This window comes from Silanimonas sp., assembly GCF_027531545.1.
GTDB lineage: Bacteria > Pseudomonadota > Gammaproteobacteria > Xanthomonadales > Xanthomonadaceae > Silanimonas.
Genome location: NZ_JAPZSC010000061.1, coordinates 1 through 15,982 on the forward strand (window position 1 = coordinate 1; position 15,982 = coordinate 15,982).

General features: G+C 67.3%; 15 protein-coding genes. 6 read left to right on the forward strand and 9 right to left on the reverse strand.

Going from position 1 to position 15,982, the window contains the following annotated elements:
* Positions 1-386: 386 nt before the first annotated feature.
* On the reverse strand, positions 387-695 hold the full coding sequence (locus tag O9280_RS17125) for a hypothetical protein (protein WP_298345694.1): 309 nt from the start codon (positions 693-695) through the stop codon (positions 387-389).
* 304 nt (positions 696-999) lie between these two features.
* Between O9280_RS17125 and O9280_RS17130 the strand changes: the two genes are divergently transcribed.
* The 3 genes from O9280_RS17130 to O9280_RS17140 all read left to right on the forward strand — a co-directional run bounded on the left by O9280_RS17130 (position 1,000) and on the right by O9280_RS17140 (position 3,280).
* Positions 1,000-1,344 (forward strand): transposase, encoded by a 345-nt coding sequence (locus O9280_RS17130; protein WP_298345697.1) that lies wholly within the window; start codon positions 1,000-1,002, stop codon positions 1,342-1,344.
* Between the two features lie 9 nt (positions 1,345-1,353).
* Positions 1,354-1,686 carry an IS66 family insertion sequence element accessory protein TnpB gene (gene tnpB, locus O9280_RS17135; protein WP_298345700.1) on the forward strand — a complete coding sequence of 111 codons (333 nt, stop codon included), beginning with the start codon at positions 1,354-1,356 and terminating at the stop codon, positions 1,684-1,686.
* An 85-nt stretch (positions 1,687-1,771) separates the two neighbouring features.
* Positions 1,772-3,280, forward strand: a complete 1,509-nt coding sequence (locus O9280_RS17140) for an IS66 family transposase (RefSeq protein WP_298345737.1) — start codon at positions 1,772-1,774, stop codon at positions 3,278-3,280.
* A 385-nt stretch (positions 3,281-3,665) separates the two neighbouring features.
* Here the strand turns inward: O9280_RS17140 and O9280_RS17145 are convergent, their stop codons facing one another.
* The 7 genes from O9280_RS17145 to O9280_RS17175 form a co-directional block, all read right to left on the reverse strand.
* Complete coding sequence (locus O9280_RS17145; RefSeq protein WP_298345703.1) at positions 3,666-4,553, reverse strand: serine protease; 888 nt, start codon at positions 4,551-4,553, stop codon at positions 3,666-3,668.
* A gap of 57 nt (positions 4,554-4,610) precedes the next feature.
* Positions 4,611-6,104, reverse strand: coding sequence for a hypothetical protein (locus tag O9280_RS17150; protein ID WP_298345706.1), 1,494 nt, complete (start codon positions 6,102-6,104; stop codon positions 4,611-4,613).
* Between the two features lie 393 nt (positions 6,105-6,497).
* Positions 6,498-8,300: an ABC transporter transmembrane domain-containing protein gene (locus O9280_RS17155; RefSeq protein ID WP_298345711.1), complete on the reverse strand. Its 1,803-nt coding sequence runs from the start codon at positions 8,298-8,300 to the stop codon at positions 6,498-6,500.
* On the reverse strand, positions 8,290-10,032 hold the full coding sequence (locus tag O9280_RS17160; RefSeq protein WP_298345714.1) for an ABC transporter transmembrane domain-containing protein: 1,743 nt from the start codon (positions 10,030-10,032) through the stop codon (positions 8,290-8,292). The genes O9280_RS17155 and O9280_RS17160 overlap by 11 nt, the downstream gene beginning before the upstream one ends.
* Before the next feature lie 659 nt (positions 10,033-10,691).
* Complete coding sequence (locus O9280_RS17165; protein ID WP_298345716.1) at positions 10,692-10,994, reverse strand: type II toxin-antitoxin system RelE/ParE family toxin; 303 nt, start codon at positions 10,992-10,994, stop codon at positions 10,692-10,694.
* Positions 10,991-11,476, reverse strand: a complete 486-nt coding sequence (locus O9280_RS17170; RefSeq protein ID WP_298345719.1) for a hypothetical protein — start codon at positions 11,474-11,476, stop codon at positions 10,991-10,993. The genes O9280_RS17165 and O9280_RS17170 overlap by 4 nt, the downstream gene beginning before the upstream one ends.
* A 794-nt stretch (positions 11,477-12,270) precedes the next feature.
* Positions 12,271-12,540, reverse strand: a complete 270-nt coding sequence (locus tag O9280_RS17175; RefSeq protein WP_298345722.1) for a helix-turn-helix transcriptional regulator — start codon at positions 12,538-12,540, stop codon at positions 12,271-12,273.
* 276 nt (positions 12,541-12,816) lie between these two features.
* On the opposite strand from O9280_RS17175, the gene O9280_RS17180 reads away from it, so the two are divergent.
* From O9280_RS17180 to O9280_RS17190, 3 genes are all read left to right on the forward strand, one after another.
* Entirely contained in the window at positions 12,817-13,164 is a 348-nt protein-coding gene (locus O9280_RS17180; RefSeq protein ID WP_298345725.1) for a hypothetical protein, read from the forward strand.
* A gap of 126 nt (positions 13,165-13,290) precedes the next feature.
* On the forward strand, positions 13,291-13,638 hold the full coding sequence (locus O9280_RS17185) for a hypothetical protein (RefSeq protein ID WP_298345728.1): 348 nt from the start codon (positions 13,291-13,293) through the stop codon (positions 13,636-13,638).
* Between the two features lie 131 nt (positions 13,639-13,769).
* Entirely contained in the window at positions 13,770-14,798 is a 1,029-nt protein-coding gene (locus O9280_RS17190) for a hypothetical protein (RefSeq protein WP_298345731.1), read from the forward strand.
* 688 nt (positions 14,799-15,486) lie between these two features.
* Here the strand turns inward: O9280_RS17190 and O9280_RS17195 are convergent.
* Positions 15,487-15,708 carry a hypothetical protein gene (locus O9280_RS17195; protein WP_298345734.1) on the reverse strand — a complete coding sequence of 74 codons (222 nt, stop codon included), beginning with the start codon at positions 15,706-15,708 and terminating at the stop codon, positions 15,487-15,489.
* Positions 15,709-15,982: the final 274 nt, after the last annotated feature.

The window sequence follows — 15,982 nt, forward strand, 5'->3', positions numbered from 1 at the left end:
AATGCCCGCAGCGCGGGCTTCGTGCGAGACTTCATCTCGGTGGTTCCTTTCTTTGCTTGCTAGGCACCTGGATGGTCTCATCCAGGCGAAAGGAACCGCCACCTTCAGCTCACGCGTTCAACAGACCTCGGGACATCGCCCCAGATCGAGGCCGCCCGGATGAAGGCGCTGGAAGACCACGCCGAGCGCATGGCGACCAGGAATGCAGCCCTGGTCCCGGCCCGCAGCTGATCTTGGTCCTGAGGGGGGGCCAGCCACCGCCCGGGCTCCGAGGGGGGCTGGCTTGACTCGAGTCGCCTGGGCAGCCCAGCCCCTGAGCACAGCGCGGCCGCGGGAGGCCGCGTCTCGGATCCTGTGGGCCCGTGCCCACTCTGGACGCCCCGGGGTCAAGCCCTGGAGGCGCCTGTCAGGCGATCGGCTGCCTCGGAGATGGTCCGGGCTGCCTGCTGGATGTTCGCCGAGAGGCGATGGGAGTCCAGGGTGATGTCCGCTGCGGCTCGGCTCAGGCGGTCGACCTCCTTGCCGACCTGGCGCAGGGCTGAGTCGACGGTAGCGGTGAGCTGCTCGATCTGACGCTGGTAGAGCTGGGACTGGTCCTGGAAGACGAGCTGGCGTTTGGCCAGGCCCTGCCCTATCTCTTCCTGGCGCCTGGCGCTCTCGGCGATCTTGCTGACCTGGTCCTTGAGCTCGGCCATGAGGCTGACCATGCCCGTCATCTGGCGACGGAGCTCCTAGACGGTAAGCGTCCGGCCAAGTCACCTTGACGGCCGCTGCCGCAGTGATGTCGGCGTTCAGGTTGCCGGTGCCCAGCGGTGGGGCAGCAACTCGTCGATGCGGCTGGCCGGATGCGTGGGCATCTGCCGCGCGCTCGGGAACCTCGTCGCGAGCGAGAAGCTGATGTTCTGGCTGCGCGAGCACGGTAAGCGTCCGGTGAACCCGTCTTGAACTGAACCCGCGCGGCGATAACGATCCTGTCCAGCTAACGAATAGCTGGACACGATGGATACGGAGAACAGTCGTAAGCGCCGGCGCCACAGCGCAGAGCTGAAGGCGCAGATCCTGGCAGAGTGCGCCGTGCCGGGCGCGTCAGTAGCGAAGGTCGCAATGGCGCACGGGATCAACGCCAACATCGTGCATGGCTGGCGCAAGCTGGCCCGCGAGGCAGGTGCAGCGACTGTGTCGCAGCAGTTCGTGCCGGTGGCCGTCGCGACGACCGCGGTGCCGTCGGCGGACAGGCAGACCATAGAGGTTGAGCTGCGCCGCGGCGCGGTGGTGATGAAGGTGACGTGGCCGGTGGCGGCCGCAGCGGACTTCGCAGCCTGGACACGAGAGCTGCTTCGTTGATCCGAGCCCATGATCAAGGTTGAGGCGTTGTGGATGGCCGTGGAGCCACTGGACATGCGCGCCGGCACTGAAGCTGCACTGGCCCGGGTGGTCGCGGTGTTTGGCGCAGCTCGGCCGCACCATGCCTATCTGTTCGCCAACCGGCGCGCCAATCGCATGAAGGTGCTGGTGCACGATGGCATCGGCGTGTGGCTGGCGGCTCGGCGCCTGAACAGCGGCAAGTTCGCTTGGCCCAAGGACGTCAGTGGCACGCTGACGCTGAGCCGGTCGCAGTTCGATGCGCTCGTGCTGGGCCTGCCCTGGCAACGCATCGGAGAAGCGGGCGTGATCACGTTGCTATAGCTCGTCCATTGCGGCATCTGCCAATGGTTGTCGCAAGCTTCGCTTGGCACGATCACACTCCGTGATCGCCGAAGACCTCGACACGCTGAATCCGGAACAACTGCGCCAGGCATTGCGTGCCTCGCGCACCGAGATCGCGTTCAAGCAGGCAGTCATCGACAAGCTCACTCACGAGAACGCGATCCTCAAGCGGCTGAAGTTCGCTGCGAAGAGCGAGGCCTACAGCGCCGAGCAGAAGAGCCTGCTGGACGAGACGCTGGACAGCGACCTGGCGGCAGTTGCTGCCGAGATCGAGGGTATGCAACCTGCGGCCAAGGCGGCCGGTGAGAAGCACGCCCCCAAGCGTGAGAAGCTGCCGGCGAACCTACCGCGCCGCGAGGTCCGCCACGAGCCCGAGGACACCACCTGCGGCTGCGGCACACCGATGCAGCGCATCGGCGAGGACGTGGCCGAGAAGCTGGACTACCAGCCGGGCGTCTTCACGGTGGAGCGGCACATCCGTGGCAAGTGGGTGTGCAAGTGCTGCGAGAAGATCACGCAGGCGCCAGTGGCACCGCACGTCATCGACAAGGGGCTGCCCACGACGGGCCTGCTGGCCCAGGTGCTGGTAGCCAAGTACCTGGACCACCTGCCGCTGTACCGCCAGGAAGCGATCTTCGAGCGCGCCGGTCATCTCATCGCCCGGTCTACGCTTGCACAGTGGGTCGGCGAATGCGGCGTGCAGCTGCAGCCGCTGGTGGACGCCCTGGCGGCAGAGCTGCTGCGCCAGCCCGTGCTGCATGCCGACGAAACGCCGGTGGCCATGCTCAAGCCCGGTCACGGCAAGACCCACCGCGCATATCTGTGGAGCTACTGCACGACGCCGTTCAACCCTATCAAGGCGGTCGTCTTCGACTTCGCCGACAGCCGCGGCGGCCAGCATGTTCGCGGCTTCCTCGGCCTGCCGGGCACGAACGACAAGCCTGGCTGGCAAGGCAAGCTCGTCACCGACGACTTCAGCGGCTACAAGGCCTGCTTCGAGCTGGGCGTCACCGAGGTGGGCTGCATGGCGCATGCGCGGCGCAAGTTCCACGAGCTGTGGGTCAACCACGGCAGCCAGGTCGGCGAGCAGGCGCTGAAGTTCTTCGGCGCGCTGTACGACGTGGAGCGCGAGGTGGCCGACGCCGACAGCCAGACTCGACTCGAAGCACGACGACGATCACGACCGGTCGCCGATGCGCTGCACCAGTGGATGCGGCAGCAGCGGCAGAAGATCCCGGACGGTTCAGCAACTGCCAGGGCGATCGACTACAGCCTGAACCGTTGGGTGGCGCTGACGCGCTTCCTGGATGACGGCGATCTGCCGATCGACAACAACTGGGTGGAGAACCGCATCCGGCCGGTCGCGCTCGGGCGACAGAACTGGCTGTTCGCCGGCTCCCTGCGGGCTGGCAAACGCGCCGCGGCCATCATGAGCTTGATCCACTCAGCCAAGCTCAATGGGCTAGACCCGTACGCCTACATACGTGAAGTGCTCGAGCGATTGCCGACACAGCCCGCCAGCCGGATCACCGAACTGCTGCCGCATCACTGGCAGCCCACCAACTCGGTCTGAGCTCCGCACCCGTCGTCAAGACGGGTTGGCCGGACGCTTACCGAGCACGGCGCGCTCGCAGGAAAGAGCGTGGCCTCCGCGCTGGATGGGGGGACTGCCCTGGCCGAGGTGGAGCGCTTGGCGGCGTCATGGGCGCGCGACCGAGGCTCTTCGCGTGTCACAGCGGATGCCGGATCGCGGTTCGTTCGAGGATCTGCTGCGACTGACCAAGATCGAAGCTGCGTCGCTCGTGTGCTTGAGCCGGCATCCGGCTACTGAACCGTACTGGTCGGCCGGGGGCTACCTTTTCGACGATCCCGATCCGGGCGGCGCAAACGCTCTCGGCACTTGCTACACCGCCAGCACCATCGAGGTAGCCTTCGCGGAGAGCGTCATCGGTCAGCGCTCAACACTTCTTCGGCATCCCGGGTGGCGTGAAGCAGGCCACCTCGTAGGCAACGGACTTGGCCCAGACGACGTGAGGTCCTACCCGGGTATAGACGGTGGGCAAGTTCTGCGCTCCGCAGCCACTGCCCTGTGACACCACACCGTGCTGCTCGACTGCACCGTTGGCGGCGCGGTGAAACAACGGCCCGCCGCTGTCTCCCTTGCATGCCGCCTTGTTGAGGGCGCCGGCACACAGGATTCCCGGGGGGGCCCGCCCGTTCAACATGGCTGGGCCGTTGCAGACGCCTACATCGACCAAGGGAACGTCGGGGACCAACTGGAGCACCTGGCGGTGGACGCCGCCGACGGCCGAAACACCCCATCCCGTGACGGAAAGGGTGCCATGTCCGCCGCCGGGCCGCTGGGCATCGCGTTGCGGATCAACCAGCGGCATCACGGCTGTGATGTCCGCGGGTGCTTCCAGCTCCAGCAGAGCGATGTCGTTGACGCGGTTGCCGCCGCATCCGTAGCCGCCCTTGGGAAGATGCACCTGGCGCACGCCGATAGATCGCATTGGCAGCCGAAGATCGACGCCGCCGTACATCACGCGAAGCGAGCCTGTGCGGGGGGGATCATCGCACCGCAGGTCTGAGATCACACAGTGTGCAGCCGTCAGCACGACCTGGTTGCTGATGAATGTGCCACCGCAAACTGGCCCGCGCGCAATCGGGTGGTTGTCGTCGAAGAGGGCGGCAATCCAGGGCACCTCGGGCCGCTTCGCATCACGACCACCGACCGCCTTCCACTCTTCGCTGCTCCATACGCGATCGGCATTGGCCACCGCCGCTGGCGCAGCGAGAGCACGGCCGGGGCCTGCGCCAGGCGCCCAAAGCCACAGCATGCCCATCGCGCATGCAGAGAGCACGCCAAGGAGCTGCCAAGACCAGGTCCGACGTCGCACGGCTCAATCCACCTCAGGGAAGGGCACAGGCTGGCCAGCGTTGCGGTAGGCGTCGTTGGCTGCTGTCTTTGCCTTGAGCAGAGCTACACGTGCGGTCGTAACCTCGCTCGCGCTCTTCTTTGCTTCCAGGGCCTCCGCCAGAACCTGCTCGGCCCGTAGCACGTCCAGATCCGCCAGCCCGACGGCACGCCCTGCCGCGCGCGACGTGGCCTCGTCGGCCGCCGGATTCTTGACCGCAGGCACGACTCGATCCGAGATGGTCTTGCTCAGATCCGCCTTGGCGGCGCCCAGTGCGGTCCCCAGAAAGGCCAGGAAGCGGCTGCCTTCGCGGGTTTCCACCAGAGTGAGCCTGGTTGTGAACTTGCTGAACTTGGCTGCGGCAAGGGTCGGGTCAGACTTGAAGCCTTTGCAGTCGGTCTCTGGCCCGTTCTTGGGTGGCCTCACCTTCGGATCACACACCCGCTCAGCCCACTCAATCGAGCGTCCGCTGCCACCCTTGTCTTTCGGTGTGCGCAGAGCCGTCTGCAGCGCTTGGTCGAGCGCATCGCGCCGTTGCTCCAGACCGTACTGCTGCCCGCAGCGGGCGTCCAGTTGCCTCGCGGCCTCGGGCAACAGCGTGTTGAACTTGACCTGAGCTGTGCAGTACGCCTCCAGAGCCTCCATCACTTGAGGCTCCTTGACGAACAGGCTGGGCGCGGGATCGGTGGCCGGTCGCGGCGTCAAGATGTCGACAGCGGCCAGTAGTGGTGCCACGGCCTTCTCGCGCTTGGCTCGTACCGCTTCGACGTCGGCCGGCGCCGCCGGAAAGGCCATGGGCTCGCTAACCTGTTGGGCCAATCGCCAGTCGTCGAAGCTGGCAGACTGGCCCTCCTCGAGGGCGGTGATCGTGAAGCTCACCGACGCAAAGGGCGAGGCTGCACCAGGCACCTGCAAGGCGAGCGACACGTTGTAGTCGCGCGTCTGCCGGGCGCCGAACGCCCACCAGGGCTTCTTCTGCACCCGCTGCAGTTGGGCAAGGATGGGCACTAGCTGGAACGACTTCAGCCCGCTGACGGCTTGCATACGCGCCTCGAACCGGAAGTCGATCGACTGCAGGCCCTTCAGCGTCTCGGCCTTGTCGGCCCATGGAAAGCTAGCGTGACTAGCACCGGACCCAAACTTGCCCCGCACGACAACGACGCAGCCCAGGTCCGGGTTCGGCACCAGGTCAGCCATCTGATTGACGGAGTAGAAGCTGTAGAAGGCACGCGCGCTCGTCGATTCGGCTTTGCTCTCGCCGGCAGCCTTGAGCGCGCCAGCGGCTGCGTCGATGGCGCCGTCTACCAGCTTCGGCCCCACGGCGGCGATGATCGCTGCGCCGAAGCCGCTGAACGCCTGCAGGCCAGGCTGCTCAGGTTCGGACGGGCATTGGTCCAGCCAGGCCACACGGGTTACCGACGGTGGCTCCTCCGCACACGCTTGCAGTGGCAGAGCCATGGCGATGGTCGCGACCAGCAATCGGGTAGTCGGCATCTGCTTACCTTGGGGCAATTTCGAATCCGCACGATGCTACGCGGCCAGCTCATGTGGCCGCATGCACAGAGCTGCCGATGCGGGCACGATAGGCTTCAGGATGCGTCCTTTGGTGCGTTGCCGACAGTGCGGGCTGCACTGGCCAAGGTGCAACGCCTGAAGGCGGAGCGGGCGCGCGTGCGAGACGGCGTCGCGCGTCTATGCTGCTGCCTGGCCGCGGACACTTGCGCGGGCGTACATGGCCGGAGTGTGGGCCGAGCGGTCGCCCAGCGGCGGCTTGGCGGCGATGCCGGGCTCCGAAACGACAGGCGCGACGGCACGGATCGGCCACGGCCTCCTGCGTGGTGCAGGCGGCAGCGTTGCCGGCTCATGGCGGCGTCAGTTCGGCTCGGCCAGCGCCGCCAGTTGCTGCAGCTGCACCAGCCGCTGGTAGAGGCCGCCTTCGATAGCCATGAGCTCGCCGTGCGTGCCCCTCTCCGCGATGCGGCCATGGTTGAGCACCACGACCGTGTCGGCGGTGCGGATGGTCGACAGCCGGTGTGCGATGGCCACCACCGTGACCCGCCCGCGCATGCCGGCCAGCGCCTGCTGCACCGCGGCCTCGGTTTCGCTGTCGATGTTGGAAGTGGCCTCGTCGAGGAGCAGGATGCGCGGCTGGCCGGCCAGCGCGCGCGCGATGGCCACGAGCTGCTTCTCGCCCACCGACAGGCGCGCGCCGCCTTCGCCCAGTGGCGTGTCGTAGCCGCGCTCAAGCCGGCGGATGAAGCCGTCGGCGTGCGCGGCGCGCGCCGCGGCCTCGATCTCGGCGTCGCTCAGGCCGCGGCCCATGTCGATGTTCTCGCGCGCGCTGGCGGCCAGCAGGAAGGGCTCCTGGGGTACCAGGCCTACCGCACGCCGGAAGTCGGCGTCGCCGAAGCGCTCGATCGGCTGGTCGTCGATGTAGAGCGTGCCGGGCGGAGCGGTGTAGAAGCGCAGCAGCAGTGACAACAGAGTGCTCTTGCCCGATCCCGTGTGACCGACGATGCCCACGAAGCTGCCGGCTGCGATCTCCAGGTTCAGCTCGTGCAGCACAGGCCGCCCCGGCAGGTAGGCGAAGTCCAGAGCGCGTAAGCTGATCCGGCCATGCCGCATCTGCGCCTGCGCAGCGGGCTGTGGCGCCTCGGCTTCGTCCAGCAGGGCGTTCACGCGCGCGGCCGCCACCATGGCTTGCTGCAACTGCGAGAACTGCATGGTGATCTGGATCAGCGGTTCGACCACGCGCGCGATGTAGCTGATGAAGGCGTACAGCACGCCCACCTCGATGGCCGACAGGCCGCCCAGCGCCTGCGTGCTCCGCCAGCTGAACACACCGATCACGGCGGCCAGCAGCATGACGTTGAGAAGGTCCAGCGCCGGCCGCAAGAGCCAGGCATTGGCGCGCAGTTCCTGGCGGCGCGCAGCGTAGTGCGCCGCGTTGGTGGCGGAAAAGCGCGCGGCGAAGGCGGCGGTCGCGCCGCTGGCTTGGACCACCGCCATGCCCGCGATCGACTCTGCCGTCTGCGCGTTGATGTCGCTGCGCAGAGCGCGGCTTCGCGTGACGGCGGGCGCCGACAGCCGCTGGTACAGCCAGACGATGCCGAACACCGCCGGCCCGAGCAGGGCCACGACGACCATCAGCCGCCAGTCCAACCAGGCCATGACGGCCAGCATGCCCACCAGCGTTATGACGCTGTCGAGCATCACGAACAGCACCTGCACGTACAGCGACTTCACGGCCTCGGTGTCGTTGGTGACGCGGCTGACCAACTGCCCCGTGATGGCGCCGTCGAAGAAGCGCATCGGCAGCCGCAGCACGTGTCCGTACACCGACTCGCGGATGCGTTGTACCGAGCGCATCGCAAGACCCGCCAGTCGCACGAGCTGCCCGTAGCGCAGCCAGCTGGCAAGGCATCCTGCCAGCAGCGCGCCGCCCAGCAGCCCGGCGATGGCCGGCACATCGGCGTCGCGCGGCAACAGGTAGCGGTCGATGAAGGCCTTGCCCAGCAGCGGCCCGAGCGCCTCGAGCGCGGCGGCCACCGTCAGCCAGAGCATGGCGCCCTTCAGCAGAGCAACCTCTGGCAGTGCGGCGCGCAGAAGCAGCTGCAGGGCGGCGCGGCGCTCCCCGGCCGGCGCAGGGCCGCTGGGCGTGGGCTCACTCGGCATTCAGCGAGGCCTCGAGTTGCTGCACGCGCCACTGCTTGGCGTACCAGCCGCCCTGCGCCACCAGCTCGCGGTGGTTTCCGCGTTCGGTGACCCGGCCATGACGCAGTACCAGGATCTGGTCGGCGTCGAGCAGTGTCGACAGGCGGTGGCTCGCGACGATCACCGTGCGGCCCTGGCGCTGCTTGTGCAGCTCGGCCAGGATCTGCGCCTCTGTCGCGGTGTCCACTGCCGACAGGGCGTCATCCAGCAGCAGCAGGGGAGCGTCGGCGAGCAGCGCGCGTGCAATGGCCACGCGCTGGCGTTGGCCGCCTGACAGCGTTACCCCACGCTCGCCCACGGGGGTGTCGTAGCCCTGGGGCAGGCGTTCGATGTCGTCGTGCACGGCCGCCTGGCGCGCCACGGTCTCGATCTCCTCGCGGCTGGCACCAGGCCGCGCCAATGCGATGTTCTCGGCCACCGTGGCCGAGAACAGGAAGGCCTCCTGTGGCACCCAGGCTATGCCTGTGCGCAGGGCGGCCAGCGTGTAGTCGGCCAGCGGCCAGGGTCCCCACTGGATGTTGCCCTGTTGCGGCGCCCATTGCCGCAGCAGAAGCTTCAACAGCGTGCTCTTGCCGGCCCCCGTGGGGCCCACCAGCCCCAGCGTCTGGCCTGCGGGAAGCTGCAGCCACACGTCCTGCAGGGCCGGCTCGGCCTGGTCAGGGTAGCTGAACTGCAGATGTTGCACAGCGATGGCGCCGGGCTGGACGGTGGCCACCGTGCCATGGTCGTCCACGCTCAGCGGCTCGGCCAGCACGGGCTCGAGTCGGGCCCAGGCGGCGCGGCCGCGCTCGATCAGCGCCAGTACCCAGCCGGCGGCGAACATCGGCCAGATGAGCTGGCCGAGGTACATGCCGAAGCTGGTGAGCTGGCCCACCGTCATCTCGTCGCGCCACACCAGCCAGCCGCCAAAGCCCAGCGCGAGCACGACGGCCGCGCTCAGCGTGAAGCCCACCGCCGGCTCGTAGGCCGCCTCCCAGCGCTGGGCGTCGAAGCCGGCGTCGGCGGCATGACTGGCAAGCTCGCCGAAGCGCTGGCGGCTGCGTGCCTCCAGCCCCAGGGCCCGCAGCGTCCTCACACCGGTCAGGCTCTCCTGCACGTGGTCGTTGAGTTGGCCGAAGGCGGTGAGCGCCTCGCGCGAGGCCTCGTGCACGTGACGCGAGATCCACCAGAAGGCCAGCGCCATGGCCGGGAAGGGCAGCAGCACCACCAAGGTGAGGCGCCAGTCCACTCCCAGAGTCATCATGGCGATTACGAGCACCAGCGTCAGCGTGCCGTCGAAGCCAGCCAACAGGGCTTCACCCGCGGCCATCTCCACCGCATCGACGTCGTTGGTGGCCAGGGCCATCAGGTCGCCCGTGCGGCGGGTCTGGAAGAAGCGCGGGCCTTGGAGCAGCAGGCGCTGGTGGAGCCGGGTGCGCAGCTCCACCCCCATGCGATAGGCAGCCGAGTAGAGCTTCAGCCGCCAGCCCACGCGCAGGCCGTAGATGGCCGCGCCTGCGGCCAGCAGCTGGCCGAGTTCGCTCAGCAGCATCGCGCCGTGCAACTGTCGCGCCAGCAGCGCGTCCACCATCTGCCCCACCTGGCGCGGCAGCCAGACGATGAGCACGGCGATGCCAAGCAGCATCAGGGCCGACTCGACATAGGCGCGCCTATGGCGGACGACGAAGCCACCGATCAGGCGGGGGAGTGACATGGGGCGTGCTGCACCCTGCGTGCGGGGTATCCGGGCGGGGGCAGACCGGGACGGGGTCGCCACGGTGGGGGAAACAAGAGCGCCGGAGGTGCGGCGGCTGGACCGGGCGGCGGATTCTAGGGTCGCGTTGGTAGGGAGGGAGGCCGCCTTCAGCCTGTCGTCCAAAGACTAGGCTGGCATTCGGCCCAACCCCGAGCGAAGCCGAAGGTGAGTGCGAAGGGCCGGATCCGTAGCGTACGCAAACAGCCCTTCATGCCACGCGTCATCAGGTTCCGGTGTCGAAGGAGTTGCCGGTGGTAGTCGTCGGTCCCAGGTGGAGTTCAGTGATCCGCAAAACCTGGACACTTCGTCGCCTGGGAAGCTGGGTCCGATGTTCCCGGTCGACTCACGCAAGCCTTTGATTTGATTGGGAAATTCGCAAGTGTCCAGGTTTTGCGGAGGTACAGGTATCGAAGGAGTTGCCGGTGGTAGTCGTCGGTCCCAGGTGAGGAGTTCAGTGCTCCGCAAAACCTGGACACTTCGTCGCCTGGGAAGCTGGGCTCGATGCTCCCGTTCGACTCACGCAAGCCGTTGATTTGATTGGGAAATTCGCAAGTGTCCAGGTTTTGCGGAGGTACGGGTCCCATCAGCCGGCGACGCCGGGTTGCCAACACCCGGCCTCAGCGGCGCTTCCCCGGTGGCCACTGCTGCGTCGCGTGCAGCACGCGCAGCACTTCCACGGCGTCTGGCAGCACCCGGTAGACCAGCACGTAGTTCGGTCGCACCACGAGTTCGCGCGTGCCCTTCACGCGGCCGGCTCTGTAGAGGGCTGGGCGCTGCCGTGCGATCTCCGCCTTGGCCTCGAACTGCTCGTCGAGCTCGATGGCGGCCTGGGCGTTGTCCTCTGCGACGTACGCCAGGATAGCCTCGCGGTCTGCGAGGGCCATCGGCCGCCATCGCAACTCGAGAACGGCGCTGCTCAACGCGACGACTTGCCCGCCGGCTTGGCGCCCGCCTTGTTGAGCAGTGTCTGCCGCCGCGCTGCCATGCGGGTGCGCGCCTGATCGTTGCTCACACTCGGCTGGGGATCGTCGATAGACGCCTGGACCTCCTCGCGGAACCATGTGTCGTAGGCCGCAGCCTCGTGAGCTCGCTTCATGCGCTGGGAGGCGGTCACGCTCCTCCGATCAGGGACCTGCTTCTGGGTGACCCCCGGCTCGAACCCGGCCGCGTTGACGCGGTACTCGACGATGCCCAGCTCCTTCAGGTAGCCGGCCAGCGTCTCGAACTGCCGGAAGGTTTTCGGCCGGCCGCGGGTGGCCGCCAGCGTCTGGCTGGACCGCCCGTAGTTGATGACGATGCCCCAGCTGCTGCCCGAGCCGACCACCTCGGCGCCGACCGGCGCGCCGGCCTCGACCAAGCGGCGCAGGGTCCCGTGATCGATGGTCTTGTCGGGGGTCAGCATGTCAACGAGCTCCGCGTAACGGCGTCCAAGAAGACGGGTCCGCACTTTCTAAGACGCTGCGGCACGCCATCTTAGCCGACGCGGCTGTTGGTGGACGTGAGACCGCTTGCTGTCCGTCGCGTGCCAGGCCTTGGCCAATCACCCTGCGCAGCTGGGCGACACCTTGATCGCCGCCGAGACCGCTCCGTAGGAATGCTGCCGCGTCTTCGACATCAACAACCTGCAGACGCTGCGAAGTCCGTCGAGAACCGGACGACCGTGGCGTGCAAGTACGCCACGGAAGACCGGAACCGGCGGGCACGCATCGGGCGCCTGACAGCACCCGCATGGAGCCACGGGAGAGCCCCGGGCCGAAGGGGCCGGTGGCAATTGCGCTCAAGTCAGTGAAGCGCGGGATGCCGGGCTTCAAGCCAATGCGCAACACACGCACGAGAGAGCACGGCCATCCCGTCCTGCAGACTGTCGATCCGGGAGAAGACGGGGCCGACATGAGCTCGGGACTGGCAGCATCTTCGAGATTGGCCGCGGCCCCGTCCCGGCGTTCGCCATCCCAGCACCGAAGACCGTGAAGCGCAGGTCGTGACCGCGGCGCTCGCCGAAGGCGAGCTTCCGGCCGGGGCGCAGCACCTTCCCGAAGGCTGCCGACAGGCAGCTTCCCCGACCTGGCCTTGGGCCAGGATTCCTGGGCGCCCACCGGGCGCCTTTACTGTCGCCCTGCCGGGCGACTTTGGCCGCGAGGGCCACCGAGCGGATGCTTTCACCATTCCCAAGCTGCTCTGGGAGGTTGCCAGCCGTCAGTTGCCCCGCTCTTGGCCCGGCTGGCTAGTCGGCCGCAGCCGCCTGGCCAGCGCAAGTTGCTCATCAACACGGGTTGCGAGTTCGCCGGCACTGAACTGAAGCCCTGCTGCGATGCGCCACAGCACGCTCAGTGTGGGCTGCTTGCGCCCGGCCTCCAGCATGGTGATGTACGGCCTGTCGAGCTCGATAGCGCCGGCCAGGTCCTCTTGCGTCATCCCCAGCTCCAAGCGGCGCGCCTTCAGGACGGCCGAGAAGGCCTGGATCAAGGGGAGGTTCCGGCTGGGACGCATGCCCAGCGACTCTCTCGATCATGTATCCAAGCGACACGTGTCTATTGACAACATTCAAGAGCTCGACTCTCATTCACTGCCCGCGCGATGCCGTGCGGCAACCAAGAAGGCCGGCGGCGCCGGCCGACGATGGTGGCCGCGAGGTGCATCCACCGTATGCACCGGCAGGCGCGGGCGGGCACGCCCTTGACCAACGTGCAAAGCATGCGTGCTAGGGATCACCGTCGCTCATCACATGACTGCGAGGCACACATGAACCTCCTCCAACGCTTCTGCAGCGCCGTGATCGACGCCAGCGACTCCTGGGGCGCGTCGATGCAGGGTGTGGACGTGAAGACGCACCGCGAGAACCTGTACGGCCATCCCGACGGGATCGTGGCCGCGCGTGTCGAGGGCGCGTCTCCGCGTGTTCGGGTCGAGGCTGATGGTCCGGCACGAGATCCGTTCGCCGAGGACCTGGCCTGGGGGCTGTTCCCGCCTACGCACATAGCGCTGAACAGCCCCGATCCAGGGGTTCGCTCGCACGCCCATGACCGGGAACTCGAAGAGCAAGCGCGGTGGCGTGACAGCGACGACGCCGACCGCTGGTTGGGCGACTGACGCGTCGCCATCGAGCCGTGATGACTCTGCCGCCAGCCTCCACGGCCTCAACCAATCCAGACCAGCACACGGGCATCTTGAGTTCGATCGAACTGAGCGCCGTCACACGAGTACGGAGTCCCTGCCATGAACCTCCTCCAACGCTTCTGCACCGCCGTGATCGACGCCAGCGACTCCTGGGGCGCGTCGATGGAGGGCGTGGACATCCGGACGCACCGCGAGAACTTGTACGGCCATCCCGACGGGATCGTCGCCGCGCGGGAGGCCGGCGCGTCCCCGCGGGTCCAGGTCGAGGCTGGTAGTTCGGCTCAGGATGTTGCCCACGATCTGGCGTGTGGTCCGGAAGGGCATCCGGGGATCGCTCTGGCTTGCAGCAGCGTGATGGTCCGTGCTCGAGTTGTAGGCGCGCGGGAGCTCGAAGAGCAAGCTCGGTGGCGTGACAACCTCGGCCGGGACAGTTTGACGGGCTTTTGACGCACCGCCGCCGAGTGCGTCTCCCCTGATTGCCGCCTGTTGCCAGGCGGCCTCAACCAACCCAGACCAGCACACCGGCATGTTCAGTTCGATCGAACTGAGCGCCGTCACACGAGTACGGAGTCCCTGCGATGAGCGGAAAACAACGAAACGAGCAGCCTAGCAGCACTGAAGAGTCGTGCTCCGTGGCTTCAAAAATCCTTCGCGCTCAGGCCGGATCGCGCCTTGCCGCGCGGGGCGGCCTGGCGCTCATGGGGGCTACGGCGGCATTGCTGCTGGCTGGCTGCGCGTCCTCTCCGGCTACGACCCCGAAGTCTTCGAACTCGACAGCGCCCGAGCCAGGGACCACCGCGAGCGCCCAGCAGGACACTTGGCCAAATCCCATCGTCTTTGCCTGGCGCACCGCAAGCCATCAAGGATCGCCGGCCCTGGGTGCTGGCGATACCCAGGGCCGGCCAGTCGCTTTCAAGAGTGCGGCAACTCCCGCAGTGGCAGCAGCGCTGTCCCGAGAGATGGCCCGCGCTGGCGTCAACGTCGTGCCCGTAGGAACGCCAAACGCCATCGAGATCGATGTGCAGCTGCGGGCGTGGCTGATGCCTGCCGGCAGCATGAGCCGGACGCGTGCCGACATCCAGGTCGACCAGAGCATCGAGCAGGTGCTGGCCGGTGGAGCGGCGAAGAGCGCAGACGGGGCCGCGCCTGACCCAGGGCGACTCACCGAAGTCATCCTGCCTGTGGCTGGTTGGAATAGGCCGATCGGCGACACCGGCCTGTCCGTGGGCTTGGCCGGTTTCCTGTTTAGCAACATCGGTGAGCTCACCGGCGCACGCCGGAAGTTCAACTCCTTCTTCGGCGCCGATGCGACGGGCACGATCTGCATCACCCCAGCCAAGGCCTGCGCCCGGCGCAAAGGCCCGCAGCAGGACTTCGAGCTCACCGGAAGCTACAGCGTCGGCGGCCAGCAGCGAACGATCACCGCGGCGCTGCTGCTGGTGCAGCCCCAACCCAACATCCTGCAGCCTCTGGCCTATGCGATCGCCGACTGGCGGGCTGCTGTGCTGGGGCAGCGCACGCCGAACTGCCAGTTCTGGAAGACCGGTGATCGGACTGCGGACTGCGAGCCCGTGCCCAGTCCGCTGGGGCCGAAGGACTTGCGATGAAGCCCTTCAAGGCGCAGACGAAGAACGGTGATAAGTAGTGCCTGCTGAACGGCAGCAGCCTGGTCGAGGTTTATGCCGCGGACGTACCTGGCATCGTCTCGCGCATGGAGGAGGCGGAGCGGGAAGACGCCGCAGCCGCGTTGGCGCCGAAACCTTCGGGCTGTTGGGAATAGGAAGAGGTCCAATGCTTGCCCAGCGACCTGTTTGGCAGGGCATTCAGAGTCGGCAAGCTCCACGCATCCGACAACTGCCTCGACTAGACGTGGCTTACCGAAGTGCGCTCTTGATCGTTGCTTTGTCCTCGTCGATCTGCCGTCGGGTAGGCTCCAAGAGCTTGGCGTCGTCCTTGAAGTCGCCTCGCTCTTGACTCGCTGCGAGGCGGCCTACCGCAGTCCCCACCTCGGCCTGTCTGGATAGCAGGTCCTGGTTGATCGCAAGCCCTCCTTTGCCGTCCCCCGTCACGGCTTCCTGAGCAGCGCGCCCTGGCCGCGATTTGCAGGTGTCCCATGCCTTGCTGCAGCTGTTCGCTCAAGATCTGGCCGCCGGCCTGCGTGCGGCTTTTCCACGGCGGCGGCCGGGAGGCGCTTGCGACGTACCGGACGGCCGCCGCGGTGGGAAAGACGTTGACCAGCGTGCTGCCTGCAAGACCGCCGTCCCCGTTGCCCAGCAACGGCCGAGGCCTGGTCGCTCAGCGCGGCTTCAGACCTGGTTCCCCGTTGCTGCGCGACGGCGTCATCCGGTCCGGCTCGTGCTCGGCAGGAAGCCCCTGATCCTTAAGCAGCTGGTCGCGCAGGCCGATCAGCGCCTCAAGCGGTATCTCATCGGCCACGTAGGCGGTTACGCCAGAAGGCGTCATCAGCTTGGTCACAGGGCGGCCGTTGCTGGCGATGAAGTGGCTGATGTCAGGCATCGGTTCATTTTGACCCGAGGCACCAGTAGCTTGCAACGTGGAAGGGGTGTGTGCGCAGCTTCCGCAGATGATCTGGCTCCACGGGCGGAATGAATGCAGCCCATGTGGGATAGGCATCGGTCGCGGTTCGGCCGAGGCCGTGTGGGAACTGGTTCGACGCGTCTGCGCCGCACCGGGCAGGCCAACGTCGCGCTGCGGAGCCTTTCACGGGCTCCCTGCGCGCCGTTTGACCATCCAGTGCGTCAATTGCGCGTTATGCCGACCGGCGCCAGTT

What these genes read in the sequence shown, in the direction of transcription:
- O9280_RS17125 (WP_298345694.1), bottom strand. Translation starts at nt 695, where the DNA reads ATGGCCGAGCTCAAGGACCAGGTCAGCAAGATCGCCGAGAGCGCCAGG.
- O9280_RS17130 (WP_298345697.1), top strand. Translation starts at nt 1,000, where the DNA reads ATGGATACGGAGAACAGTCGTAAGCGCCGGCGCCACAGCGCAGAGCTG.
- tnpB (WP_298345700.1), top strand. Translation starts at nt 1,354, where the DNA reads ATGATCAAGGTTGAGGCGTTGTGGATGGCCGTGGAGCCACTGGACATG.
- O9280_RS17145 (WP_298345703.1), bottom strand. Translation starts at nt 4,553, where the DNA reads ATGGGCATGCTGTGGCTTTGGGCGCCTGGCGCAGGCCCCGGCCGTGCT.
- O9280_RS17155 (WP_298345711.1), bottom strand. Translation starts at nt 8,300, where the DNA reads ATGCCGAGTGAGCCCACGCCCAGCGGCCCTGCGCCGGCCGGGGAGCGC.
- O9280_RS17160 (WP_298345714.1), bottom strand. Translation starts at nt 10,032, where the DNA reads ATGTCACTCCCCCGCCTGATCGGTGGCTTCGTCGTCCGCCATAGGCGC.
- O9280_RS17170 (WP_298345719.1), bottom strand. Translation starts at nt 11,476, where the DNA reads ATGCTGACCCCCGACAAGACCATCGATCACGGGACCCTGCGCCGCTTG.
- O9280_RS17180 (WP_298345725.1), top strand. Translation starts at nt 12,817, where the DNA reads ATGAACCTCCTCCAACGCTTCTGCAGCGCCGTGATCGACGCCAGCGAC.
- O9280_RS17185 (WP_298345728.1), top strand. Translation starts at nt 13,291, where the DNA reads ATGAACCTCCTCCAACGCTTCTGCACCGCCGTGATCGACGCCAGCGAC.
- O9280_RS17190 (WP_298345731.1), top strand. Translation starts at nt 13,770, where the DNA reads ATGAGCGGAAAACAACGAAACGAGCAGCCTAGCAGCACTGAAGAGTCG.
- O9280_RS17195 (WP_298345734.1), bottom strand. Translation starts at nt 15,708, where the DNA reads ATGCCTGACATCAGCCACTTCATCGCCAGCAACGGCCGCCCTGTGACC.